Source organism: Rheinheimera tangshanensis (genome assembly GCF_014645135.1).
In the GTDB taxonomy this organism is placed as follows: Bacteria; Pseudomonadota; Gammaproteobacteria; order Enterobacterales; family Alteromonadaceae; genus Pararheinheimera; species Pararheinheimera tangshanensis.
The window spans coordinates 509,889-522,673 of record NZ_BMLH01000001.1; the positions used below are offsets into that span (position 1 = coordinate 509,889).

Here is a 12,785-nt window from a genome sequence, read left to right on the forward strand (position 1 = left end):
CACAATGCAAGAGATTTATCTTGGCGTTGGGATGTTCACCCTGCTGGTTGTAGCTTTAGTGATTATGATTTTAGTCGCCAAAGCAAAACTGGTATCTTCTGGTGACATCACCATTGGCGTTAATGGCGACCCTTCGTTAGCCATTCAAACAAAAGCCGGCGGCAAATTACTTGGCGCTTTAGCTGATAAAGGCATTTTCCTGTCATCAGCTTGTGGTGGCGGCGGCTCATGTGGTCAGTGCCGTGTCCATGTTCATGCGGGTGGCGGAGACGTTTTACCTGTGGAAATGGGGCACTTAACTAAAGGTGAACGTCGTGAAGGTTGTCGTTTAGCTTGTCAGGTCAGTGTCAAAACTGACATGGAAATCGAAGTTGAACCAGAAATCTTTGGTATCAAAAAATGGGAATGTACTGTTATCTCTAACGATAACAAAGCTACCTTTATCAAAGAATTAAAGCTGGCTATTCCAGATGGTGAATCAGTACCTTTCCGTGCTGGTGGTTATATTCAGATTGAAGCTCCAGCTCACCATGTGAAGTATGCTGACTTCGACATTCCTGAAGAATACCGTGGTGACTGGGAGCGCTTTAAGTTCTTCACTCTGGAGTCCAAAGTAGACGAAGAAACTATTCGTGCTTACTCTATGGCGAACTATCCGGAAGAAGAAGGCATTATCATGTTAAACGTGCGGATCGCATCTCCTCCGCCAAATAACCTGAGCTTACCTTGCGGTAAAATGTCTTCGTATATCTGGAGCTTAAAAGCTGGCGATAAAGTGACGATTTCTGGTCCATTTGGTGAATTCTTCGCTAAAGATACTGATGCTGAAATGGTATTCGTGGGTGGTGGTGCTGGTATGGCCCCAATGCGTTCGCACATTTTCGACCAGTTACGCCGTCTGAAATCCAAACGTAAGATGAGCTTCTGGTACGGTGCCCGTTCTAAGCGTGAAATGTTTTATGTTGAAGATTTCGACATGTTGGCCGCAGAGAATGACAACTTCCAGTGGCACGTAGCTTTATCTGATCCGCAGCCGGAAGATAACTGGACTGGTTACACAGGTTTTATTCACAACGTGTTGTTTGAAAACTATCTGAAAAATCATAAAGCTCCGGAAGACTGTGAGTTCTATATGTGTGGTCCACCGATGATGAACAAAGCGGTGATCAACATGCTGAAAGATTTAGGCGTAGAAGACGACAACATTCTGTTGGATGACTTCGGCGGTTAAGCCAAAGCAAATTAAAAGTGGGGTCCTTGGGACCCCATTTTTATTCGCAGCCATCCCTGGCGCTCACCCTTTGGGCCAATGCTTCGCATTGTTAAAAATTGATCCTGACAATTTTTTATTTGTCTGAAAAACGTTTTTACGTAGGGAGAGTGGCTGAAACTTGTTACAATAGTGACCTGTATCGGGCGAGCAGGCAGACTGTTTGTTCAAAGCTTCTAAGTTTGATGAGGTTGCTATGGAAGTTTTTATTTTTACTTTTATCATCCTGATAGTTGTAGTCGCCGCTATGGCTATAGGCTACATGGTGCAACGTAAGACCATAGCTGGTAGTTGTGGTGGCTTAGGCGCTTTAGGCATTGAAAAGGCCTGTGACTGCGATACCCCTTGTGAGAAACGTCAGCAACGTATGAAAAAAGAGCAGGAATGGCAGCAGAATAAAATTATCTGATACTGTACATTTTTGTTTTATCAACGCCCGTCAAGTCAGCTTTAGCTGGCTTGTCAGTTTTTAGCTACAGGCTCTGTCTCTAACATCCTTTTGCTCTATTGCCTCAAATTGCTCTGTACTTAATAATGCAGTTCATTATTCTTTTGAGGCCATCTTCATGTCTTATCCGCTTGCTATTGCTGTATCTTCTGTTCAGGCTGCACTGAATGACTCCCAATGGGATGCTTTGATTATTATTGCGTCTGATTTTACTGCTGTGCCTGAATTACAGTTTGAAATTAATGCTGCCGCCGCTATTGATAGCCGTATTGGTAAAGAAACTGTGTTGCTGTTATCTGCAAAAGCGCCGGGTCAACGTCTGGTGCTTTCACCTACAGGCCCGCTTGACAGAGATTATGATGATGTTCGCAGTTTTTATGATGCCGCCAAACAAGGTATTACTCAGGCCAAAGCCGCTGGCGCTAAATCTCCGGCTTTGTATGTGATAGCGCCAGAAACAGATGCCTATCAATATGCAGCAGAAGTAGCTTATTTAGGTGCGTGTCAGGCCTTATGGCAACCGCTCGAAGGTCGTGAAGCCCGGGGGGAGGCCACGATAGAGCCTGTGACCCAGATTGGCGTCATTGGTGTCTCAGAACATCAGTCTCGTTACATGGAGGCTGTTGAAGCCGGTAAACGTGTGGCTCGTGATTTATGTGGCACTGAACCTGAACGTATGGCGCCACGTCGCTTCGCCGATTATTGTGTAGAAACATTTGCCGGTACTGATGTGCAGGTGTCGGTAGAAACTAAAGTCGATACATTGCAAAAAGACTACCCACTCCTGATGGCCGTCGCCCGCAGCTCGTTGCAGGTTGATCGCCATAAGCCAGCCGTGATCCGTCTTGAATATCAGGGCGAAGGCGAAATCGAACAAACGCTGCTATTTGCCGGTAAAGGACTGGTGTATGACACAGGTGGCGCGGACTTAAAAACCGGTGGCGCTATGGCTGGTATGAGTCGCGATAAAGGTGGCGCAGCCGCTGTGGCTGGCTTTATCAAAACTGTGGCTTTGTTAAAAACTAAAGGTATACGCATCATTGCCGAAATTGGTGCTGTGCGAAACAGCATAGGTTCAGATGCTTTTGTACCGGATGAAATTATTACCAGTCATGCAGGTGTAAGGGTACGTATTGGGAATACGGATGCTGAGGGGCGCTTAGTACTGGCGGACTTATTATCGCATTTACGTGAGGATGCCAAAACTGCGGTCAATCCTACTTTGTATTCTATCGCTACTTTAACTGGTCATGCGGCCCGAGCCGTAGGTCCATACAGTGCTCTGGTGGAAAATGGTGCTGCTCGTCGAGTTGGTTTGTCGGCTGACTTAGCTCTGGTGGGCGATTTATGGGCTGACCCAAGCGAAATCTCCCGCAGTCGTCGCGAAGATTTCAGCTTTATCAAAGGCCGCAGTTCTGCTGATGATTTATTAAGCTGTAATAATGCGCCTTCGTCAGTCACGCCCCGAGGCCATCAATTCCCTATGGCCTTCTTAGTTGCCGCGGCAGGATTAGATCAACACGGATTAAACACTGAACAGCCATTGCCATATTGTCATATTGACATAGCTGGCAGCGGTGTTGATGGTGGCGATTGGCAACATGGCAAGCCATCAGCAGCGCCAGTGGCAGCCTTAGCCGCTTACTATTGTTTATAAACCAGAATTCACTTGGCTATTGAATAACCCGAGGCTATGCTTCGGGTTTTTGCATTTATGCATCTGAGTAATGGATCGGACCTGATGAAATTTTTAGATCGTTATTTTGAGCTGACGGCACGCCAGACCAACATTAAAAAAGAGCTGATCGCAGGCCTTACGACTTTTATGGCGATGAGTTATATCCTGTTTGTAAATCCCACTATGCTGGCTCAAACCGGCATGGATCAGGGGGCAGTTTTTGTAGCCACTTGTCTGGCCGCAGCTTTTGGTTCTATCGCTATGGGAATGTTGGCAAACTTACCTGTGGCCTTGGCTCCTGGTATGGGGCTTAATGCTTTTTTTACTTATGTGATAGTGCTTGAGCAAGGTCACAGCTGGCAGACGGCTTTAGCTGCAGTGTTCTGCTCTGGTGTGCTGTTTTTGCTGCTAAGTATTTTCAAAATTCGTGAGTGGATTATTCAGAGTATTCCCTTTGCATTGAAGATGGGTATCGCTGCTGGTATAGGCATGTTTCTGGCACTGATTGCATTAAAAACTGCCAATATCATAGTGGCCAGCCCTGCCACGCTGGTGACGCTGGGCGATTTGCATGACCCTAAAGTCTTGCTTGCCATAGCTGGTTTTTTTCTGATTTTCGCCTTGGCACATCGTAAACAACATGCGGCAGTCTTTATCAGTATTTTAGTGATCACAGCTATCGCCTGGTGGCGTGGGGACACCACTTTTAACGGTGTTGTGTCTATGCCTCCCTCCTTGGCGCCGACTTTTTTACAGCTGGATTTTGCCTCTGTGCTGCAATGGGCTATGGTGCCAGTTATTTTAAGCTTATTGTTTTTAGATTTGTTTGATACCAGTGGTACTTTAGTGGCTGTGAGTCAAAGAGCCGGATTATTAAAAGCCAATGGTGAGATCCCCCATTTAAAAGGCGCATTATTAGCAGACAGTTCGGCAACTATTGCTGGTGCTTTAGTCGGCACGTCCACAACCACTAGTTATGTCGAAAGCACTGCAGGTGTTGCTGCTGGTGGTCGTAGTGGTTTAACTGCCGTTGTAGTAGGGCTGGCTTTTTTCGCTGCGCTTTGGTTGTCGCCACTGGCGGCTATGGTGCCAGCGTACGCTACAGCGGGCGCTTTACTTTATGTTGCCACCTTAATGCTCAGCAGTTTGCAGCATGTAGAGTGGAACGATCTGATCGAATCCGTGCCCGTTGTCGTAGTTTTGGTGATGATGCCGCTGACCTTCTCTATCGCCGATGGCATAGGTATGGGTTTTATTACTTATGCGGTGCTCTGTTTAGTAACGGGTCGTTTGTCAAAAACTACCCTTAGCGTGTGGATATTAACCGCAGTTTTTGCTGCTAAATTCTTCTTTGCATAAGGATGGATATGAAAAAAGTTACAGTTTTACTGGCACTGATGTTATGTGGTGTTGCTCATGCTCAGGACAAAGTGCAGGTCAGCAGTCTAGAGCTGGCAAAGCATTTGTATATGATCAAAGGGGCTGGCGGTAATATTGCCGCTGTCGTTGGTCCTGAAGGTGCGCTAGTGGTGGACTCTCAGTACGAGCATATGGCTCCACAGATCAAAGCTGAGCTTGAAAGCAAACAAGCAGGAGTACAAATCAAAACTCTGGTGAACACTCATTTCCATGGTGACCACGTTAATGGCAATGCGGCTTTAGCTTCAGGTGCTCAGATTATTGCTCATACTAATGTACTGACCCGATTAAAAGCTGATGCCAAGTTTCCTGTTGCTGGCTTACCTACAGAAACTTTTGTTGGTGAAAAACCGCTGAGACTTAACGGCGTCGACTTGCATCTTGTCACTATGCCTGTCAGTCATACAGATGGCGATTTGGTGGTCTGGTTTAAAGAGGCCAACGTGCTGCATATGGGCGATTTGTTTTTCGCAGACCGTTTCCCTTTTATCGATCTGAAAAGTGGCGGTTCAGTTGCTGGCTATATCAGTAACGTCAAACTGCTTCTCAGTCAAATCGATGATAAAACCAGGTTAGTTCCAGGCCACGGTGATTTAATGGATAAAGCAGGCTTGCAGCGCTTTTTAACTATGATGGAACAGACGCTCTCTGAAGTGAATGCACTGAAAGCACAGGGAAAAACAGAAGATCAAATAGTAGCTCAGGGTTTATCTGCCCAGTGGAAAAGCTGGAGTTGGAACTTTATAACGGAAGAGCGTTGGATCCGTACGCTATTTCAAGCTTAGTCTTGTAGTTCGGAGGCGCTCTGGTTATGCTTTGGCAACGAACAGGGCGCTTTTAGGGTATAAATCAGGATCTTCATGAGGTTACGTGAAACTTTAGTAGTCTACATGCTGCCTATCCTGGTCTTGCCTTTGTTATGTCTGGGTTATTTATCCTATCACTTCAGTGTACGCTATTACGAACAACAGCTGTTTCAGCAAATTAAAAATGAGTTGGTGCAGGTACAGCAGGACATTCGTCTTCAATTATCATCGTACCAGCAAGCTTTACTGCTGCTGTCTTCCCAAAGTCTGGTCGAACGTTTTATTGCCAAAGAGCAGCAACCGGAAGCCGCGCTGATTCAGGGATTTGAACACTATCGTAGAGAGCATCCGGAAATATCGTCGATTAAATTTATTCGTTTAAACGGCGATTATCTACTGACTATTCCGCAGCAAGACAAGGCGAAAGCACTCAGCAGGTTTCGAAATCAGTATTTTTCAGCGTTACAATCCATGATGGACGATAATGGTTTTTTCCTGTCCAGTGAGCAAGGTTCAAGCCAGCTGAATTTGTATGTGGCCCAAAAAGTTTATATGTCCGGACAATCGCCCGGCGATATTAAACGGCTTTGGGGTTATGTCGTCTTTGTGATTGATCCCGAATTATTTCACCAAAGTATCAGGCAGTTAGGAGGAGATCTGCGTGCTCCTTTGATTGTGAGTCAGGCTGCAACTATTGCTTTTTCCGAAAATCCTTTACTGATGGGTAGCGCTTTTTCTCCGGTTAGTTTTACGGAAATTCAGGCTAGTGTCGACCAAGATGAATTTGTTCCTACTCTGCTACTTGGACAGTCTATGTTAGTAACAGGTGTCTCTTTAGCTGGCCCTTATCAGCTGATTATGGGGATACGGCCAGCACTGTTAAACCAAAGCATGGCATATAAACCTATGTTAATAGCCTTGTTTTGTATCCTGTTTTGCATAGGATTACCTATGTTAATTTATTGGGTTCTGGCTCGCTTTGTGTTAACACCTATAAGGGAACTTACCCTGGCCAAAACTGCGGTAGGGCGAGGTGATTTATCCACAGTTCTCACTGTCAGAAAGCAGGATGAATTAGGCGATATGTTCGCTGCTTTTAACGTGATGGTACGTCAGTTACGTGTCTACAGAGAGCGGGAGAGAGCCTATCAGTTGCAACTGGAGGATAAAGTAGCGGCCAGAACTCAGGATTTAGCAGATGCGAATCAGCAACTGGAAGATGCCAATCAGCAATTGATTTTAGCCCGTGAGGTGGCAGAACAGGCTAACCGATTAAAAAGTGTATTTCTGGCCAATATGAGCCATGAAATCCGCACACCGTTGACAGCCATTATTGGTTTCAGTGAGCAAGCTATTCATGAGAATGACCCCCACAGACAACTGGACTATCTGAGTCGTGTGCTGCGCAGCGGCGATCATTTACTGGCTCTGATTAACGATATTCTTGATCTGTCAAAAATTGAAGCTGATAAACTGGAATTGTTAACAGAGCAGATCAGTTTGCTGGCCATGCTGGACGATGTGTACCAATTAACCAAGCAACAGGCAGAACAAAAAGGTTTGCAATGCTTGCTGGAACTGAACTATCCATTGCCACAATTTATCTACACCGACACCTTACGTTTCCGTCAAGTTCTGCTCAACCTAACCTCCAATGCAGTGAAGTTCACTCAGAAAGGCAAAGTGGTGATCGATGTGTCCTATCAAACGCCTGAGGAAGTGCTGAGGATCAAAATTAAGGATACCGGTATAGGCATTACCACGGTGGAGCTTAGTAAACTCTTTCAGCCTTTTGTGCAGGCTGACGCTGCCGTAACCCGTAATTTTGGCGGTTCTGGTCTTGGTCTTTGTATTTCAAAAAAACTGATGGAGCAGATGCAAGGCGATATTCTGGTGGACAGCGTCAAGGGAATTGGCAGCTGTTTTGAGATTGTAATGTCGTGTGAGCATCAACATATCAGTCTGGTCGATAGTTATCAAAAACCTACCCAAGAGCCTTTGGTGGTTGAAACTTCTACCGATTATCAAAAGTTGAAGCTACTGGTGGCCGAAGACAATACTGATAACCAGTTACTGATCCAGGTGTTGTTACAAAAGTTGGGTATTCATGCTGTGATTGTTGAAAACGGCCACAAAGCAGTAGAAAGGGTACTATTGGAGCATTTTGATCTGGTGTTGATGGATATGCAGATGCCGGAAATGGGGGGGGAAGAAGCGACGGCCTTAATTCGTCATGCGGGTATGGACTTACCTATTATTGCCTTAACAGCCAACGTGATGAGCGAAGACCAAAGCCGATATTTAAAGGCGGGGTGCCAGGCCGTCTTATCTAAACCTATAGTGCAAAAAGATTTTATCGCTGTGATACAAAAATTCTGTCAAAGCCGGACCAGTCTGGATGAGCAACTAGAAGCACAACTCGCTTCGGATCCCGTTATTGTACAGCTGAAACTGGAGTTTAAGCGGTCCTTGCCTTCGTTGCTTCAGGAGTTTCAGCTTTGGCTTAGTGCGGCAAACTGGAGCCGGATACAGTTTGAAGCTCACAGTGTAAAAGGTAGTGCCGGCAGCATGGGATATCCAGAGTTGACCGAGTTGATGTCGAATTTAGAATATGCAGTACGACAGGCAGATGTTGCGTTGATCACAGAGCTAATTCATGATTTTGCAGTGTTCGTCAGTACAGAGCAAATTACAGAACAGGAGATCATCAGTGCATCATAAAGAATTTGAACTTGCGGCAGAATTTGAACGAGATAGCCTCTATCTCGCGGATTGGCCGCTTTGTCAGTTGCGACTGCAAAACGATGCGAACTACCCTTGGTTTATCCTGATCCCGCGTCGCGTTGGTATGGTGGAAATTATTGATCTGACACAAACCGAGCAAAACCAACTTTGGCGCGAAAGTGCTCATTTATCTGTTTTTCTCAAAGCACAGTTTCAGGCTAAAAAACTGAATATCGCAGCTCTTGGTAATATGGTACCGCAGTTGCACTTGCATCATATAGTGCGCTACGACACGGATTTTGCCTGGCCTGCGCCTGTCTGGGGCAAGGTGCCTGCTCTGACTTACACTAAAGAGGCTTTAGAGCTCTTAAAACAAAAAATGGCATTATTGGCTGTACCTACATGACGAGTTTGCTTCCTGAAGGGTAGAATGTGCTGTTTTCTGAGACCCAGTCTGTGCTTGCAGTATACTTCGGCTGCCTAAACTTTTTTCGTGCTAAGGAACCTTGTTATGTCGGCTGAAAATGCTCTGTTAACTATTTTGGTTGAGAAGATCCGCACTGATATGCTGGTTTTACCAACTTTACCTGAAATGGCGATTCAGGTTCGAAAAACAGCGGACGACCCTGATAGTAATTTATTGATGATGACAGATGTGATTGCCCAGGATCCAGCCTTAGCCGCTCGTATGATCAAAGTGGCCAACAGTGCCTTTATGGGACGTTCCATTAAGGTCAACTCATTAAATCAGGCTATTACCCGCATTGGTCTGAGTCAGGTGAAAAACATTGCCACTGCTATGGCGATGGAGCAGCTGTTTGTATCACAACATGAGCAAATCAAAGAGAGAATGGCTTCTGTTTGGCGAGACAGTGTCAATGTGACCAGCATAGCGCTAGCCTGCTTAAAGTTATATATCGTTGAAAATAAGCACTGTAATCTGAATTTAGATGTGATGACCTTGGCAGGTTTGATGCATTTGATCGGTGCTTTGCCTATTTTGACTGAAGCTGAACGTTATCAGACCGTGTTTGGCGAGTCTCAATTTTTAGATCACGCACTTAGTACTTTGTCTGGCCAAATAGGAGCCAGCATTATGCGAGCCTGGGATTTCGCTGATACTTATGTGGATATTGTGCTGAACTGGAATAATGCTAACGTTCAGACTGAACAGGTTGGTTATATCGACTTTATCCGACTGGGTGCTTTGGTGCAAAGCCCATTGACAGGCACTGCAAGGTTGCAGGCGTTGCAACCCTATATTGACCGCAACATAATACCCGATGCTCACTTTATGGATATCGCAGAAATTCGTTTAATTTCTCAGGAAATCAAAGCTCTGTTAAGCTGATAGTCTGTCTTAGTACGAAAAGGCCCGCTTATTCGCGGGCCTTGTTGTATACACTATCCGTTTTACTGACTGCTGATATTGGCTTTGAGTGGCGTCAAGGCATGACGCAAAGCGTCTGTCATCAGTAATAAGTCGGCGTCCAGACGACCCATGACATCATCCCAGCCCATTTCTTCGTTTGCACCTGATAACAGGTCATGGAATTTTAAGCGCTTGATACTGCCGTCATCACAGATCAAAAAGGTCACTTTTTCGTCCTGCTCTAAGGCCAGTTTTGTCACCAGTTTATCCTGTAAATGGCTTTGCACTTCATCTGCACTTAGCAAGTGATTGATAAAGCGTACTTTAGCGCCTTCTTCATCCGGTGCTTTGAGTTCGGCTTCAGCCCCTAACTGAAAACCTTCTGGTAATTCTTTGCCTTGTAACCAAAAATGCAGTTGCTGATTCAACTGGTGATTGTCCAGCAGCGGCATGGCAGGTAAAGAGCCAAAAGCCTTGCGTAGCAACGCCAGTAGTTCTTCCGCTCTGCTGGCGCTACTGGTATCTACCAGTAACCAACCTTGTTGTTTATCGTACAAGGCAGTAGTGACGCTGGATTTGCTGAACGCCCGTGGTAACAGGGTTTGGATCAGTTCTTCTTTTAACGCCTGTTTTTCTTTGCGGCTTAAAGGGCGGCCTTTTTCCTGCTCCATCGCATCAATTTTTGGTGCCAGCTCTTCATTCACCACTGAACCCGGCAGCACTTTCTCCTGGCGTTTGACCGCAAATAACATCACGTCATTGGTCTGGTGGCAGTATTGCTTCAGGCTTGGATGCAAAGGGCTGGTGAAGCCCATTTTAATGGCTTCCTGTGAGGTACAAGGTGTGAATTTGAATGCAGCTAAGGCCTGCTCTAATTGATCCTGATCGGTGTTCAGGTTTTCGGTGACCTGATATAAACGTAAATTTTTAAACCACATAGTTAATTACTCTGTCTATAAGAATTGCGGCTTAGTATACAGAGTTCAATCATCAGATTTTGAGTTTTTCAGCTGAAAAAACCAAAGTGCAGTGCGCTGTACTTTGGTTGTTTAGGTTCAGGAATTACGTTTTAAGTTTTTCGGAAAACGAATATGATAACTCAAGCCATGGCCAGGTTCGCTGCTGACCTGAATCGAACCGCCCAGTGTTTGACGTACCAGATTATAAGTAATATGCGTGCCTAAACCACTACCGCCCTGGTCACGTTTTGTGGTGAAAAACGGATGGAAGAGTTTTTCCAGCTGTTCCTGAGTCAGGCCGCGGCCATTATCTGAATACGTGATGTCTACCATCTGACCTTCATCCAGCACAGTAATGCGGATATAACCTTCTTCCAGTTCTTCAAAACCATGAATTAACGAATTCATTAAAAGGTTAGTGAAAATTTGTGAGATAGCACCGGCAGGGCAGCTGAGCATCAGGCTTTCCGGGCAATTCACATCAATATGATGGCGGGTCTTTTTGAAGTTTGGCTGCAAGGAGCGGATCACTTCGTGCAGGTATTCGGCCAGATTAATAGTGCGAATTGCATCACTGGTCTGATCGACGGCGATTTGTTTAAAGCTGGCAATCAGCTCGGAAGCGCGGGTCAGGTTGGATTGCAGCAAAGAGGTACTTTGTTTGGCTTCCTCAATAAAATGCTCCAGCACTTTAGGCGACAAAGTCTTTTCTTTATAAGCGGCCTCCAGAGCCGTCAGCTTCTCAGCCAGAAAACTGGTGGCGGTAACGCCAATACCGACAGGGGTATTTACTTCATGGGTAATACCTGCCACAAAACCACCTAAAGCCGCCATTTTCTCCGACTGCACTAACCTGTCTTGTGCCTGCTTTAAATCATCCACGGTTTTTTCCAGCTCGCTTTGTTTGCCACGTAAGGCTTCTTCACTGTGGCGACGGCGTTCTATTTCCTCACGTAACGCTTGCTGTTTAACTTCAAGTTCTTGTTTTTGCTGTTGTAAATCCATCATGGCCTGACTTAGGCCTGAGGTTTTACGCGCCACTTCCTGCTCCAGTAGCAAGTTGTGCTGATCGAGTTTTTCGTTGGAGTGCAGCAGTTGTTTTTGGGTGCTTTCCAACTGCACTTTGTAATCCTGCACGCGAGCAATCAAGCGGTTAAAGGCATCTGCCATAACACTGAGTTCATTGGCTTCATCGTGGCGTACTTCCACTTTGGTGCCTTCCAGGTGGTCCAGCTCCAGATCTTCAATTTGTTGTGTCAGTTCACTCAGCGGTAAGGTCAGCTGACTGCGAAACGCCAGTAAAAAAAGAATAATTAAGAAGGTCGTTTTTAAAACCGCATTACCAACCAAAAAATAAATGCCAATTTTGATCCGGTCCAGCACTACAGCCCGGCTGGAGAACAAAGTAACGTCACCTACCTGAGTGGCGCGCCCTGAGAATTCAAAAATGAGAGGAAAGGTATAACCAAATAAGCCGGAGTTTTGTTCTGTGAGTCGAATGCCTTCCTGCACCAACTGATTACTGTAGCGCTCGCTGATATCTATATATCTACCCAATTGAGTAATGACAGCGCCACTATCATCCCGAACTATAATGCCTTCAATCGCAGGAATAGCCAGTAAACCATCAGCAATAATCAAGGCTTGTTGGGTATTTAACTCCCAAATAGCCCTAGTCAGACTGCCGGAAAAGGTTTGCTGTAAAGTCGCCAGTTCACCATTGATATGGTCTTTGGTGTTGAAATACTCGGCAACAATCTGGCCTAAAGTCACCACAAAGGTCAGGATAAAATACACTGACAAGACTTTGGTCAGCAGCTTACGCGATAAACTTTTTTGCTGCATGAAACAACCTTGTTTGGTTCGGCTTAATAGTAGTTAGCATTGAAACTCTAAGTTATAGAAGATCTGTTTAAATGAAAATACTATATGTAATAAATAACTTAGAGACTAGGCAACAAGAGCAGCTTTAGCAATATCGCGGCTATAAATTGTCAGAAGGCTGCAAAAGCAGCATTTAATGGTGTTCAATTGCGGTAGCTTTGAGTATGGTAGCGGTGTCGAATAATTGAGCTGTGCACATTAAATTGAAAACAAATAAAGCAATAA

At 45.3% G+C, this 12,785-nt stretch carries 10 protein-coding genes; 8 read left to right on the top strand and 2 right to left on the bottom strand.

From position 1 onward, the window contains the following. The first annotated feature begins 4 nt into the window (after positions 1-4). The 8 genes from nqrF (at position 5) to IEW88_RS02390 (ending at position 9,696) form a co-directional block, all read left to right on the top strand. Entirely contained in the window at positions 5-1,231 is a 1,227-nt protein-coding gene (nqrF, locus tag IEW88_RS02355) for an NADH:ubiquinone reductase (Na(+)-transporting) subunit F (protein ID WP_147902896.1), read from the top strand. A gap of 235 nt (positions 1,232-1,466) precedes the next feature. Next, complete coding sequence (gene nqrM, locus IEW88_RS02360) at positions 1,467-1,679, top strand: (Na+)-NQR maturation NqrM (RefSeq protein ID WP_053425695.1); 213 nt, start codon at positions 1,467-1,469, stop codon at positions 1,677-1,679. 157 nt (positions 1,680-1,836) lie between these two features. Further along, positions 1,837-3,375: a M17 family metallopeptidase gene (locus IEW88_RS02365; RefSeq protein WP_147902895.1), complete on the top strand. Its 1,539-nt coding sequence runs from the start codon at positions 1,837-1,839 to the stop codon at positions 3,373-3,375. 84 nt (positions 3,376-3,459) lie between these two features. After that, entirely contained in the window at positions 3,460-4,755 is a 1,296-nt protein-coding gene (locus IEW88_RS02370; RefSeq protein WP_147902894.1) for an NCS2 family permease, read from the top strand. An 8-nt stretch (positions 4,756-4,763) separates the two neighbouring features. Beyond that, positions 4,764-5,600 (top strand): MBL fold metallo-hydrolase, encoded by an 837-nt coding sequence (locus IEW88_RS02375; protein ID WP_147902893.1) that lies wholly within the window; start codon positions 4,764-4,766, stop codon positions 5,598-5,600. 75 nt (positions 5,601-5,675) lie between these two features. Next, positions 5,676-8,342: an ATP-binding protein gene (locus IEW88_RS02380; protein ID WP_147902892.1), complete on the top strand. Its 2,667-nt coding sequence runs from the start codon at positions 5,676-5,678 to the stop codon at positions 8,340-8,342. Beyond that, positions 8,332-8,751, top strand: coding sequence for an HIT domain-containing protein (locus tag IEW88_RS02385; protein ID WP_229670244.1), 420 nt, complete (start codon positions 8,332-8,334; stop codon positions 8,749-8,751). The genes IEW88_RS02380 and IEW88_RS02385 overlap by 11 nt, the downstream gene beginning before the upstream one ends. 105 nt (positions 8,752-8,856) lie before the next feature. After that, positions 8,857-9,696 (top strand): HDOD domain-containing protein, encoded by an 840-nt coding sequence (locus IEW88_RS02390; protein ID WP_147902890.1) that lies wholly within the window; start codon positions 8,857-8,859, stop codon positions 9,694-9,696. A gap of 62 nt (positions 9,697-9,758) precedes the next feature. Here the strand turns inward: IEW88_RS02390 and rdgC are convergent, their stop codons facing one another. Together rdgC and IEW88_RS02400 are read right to left on the bottom strand one after the other, a co-directional pair. Beyond that, entirely contained in the window at positions 9,759-10,655 is an 897-nt protein-coding gene (gene rdgC / locus IEW88_RS02395; protein WP_147902889.1) for a recombination-associated protein RdgC, read from the bottom strand. Positions 10,656-10,772: 117 nt separating this feature from the next. Continuing rightward, entirely contained in the window at positions 10,773-12,521 is a 1,749-nt protein-coding gene (locus tag IEW88_RS02400) for a sensor histidine kinase (RefSeq protein ID WP_147902888.1), read from the bottom strand. Between the last annotated feature and the right edge of the window lie 264 nt (positions 12,522-12,785).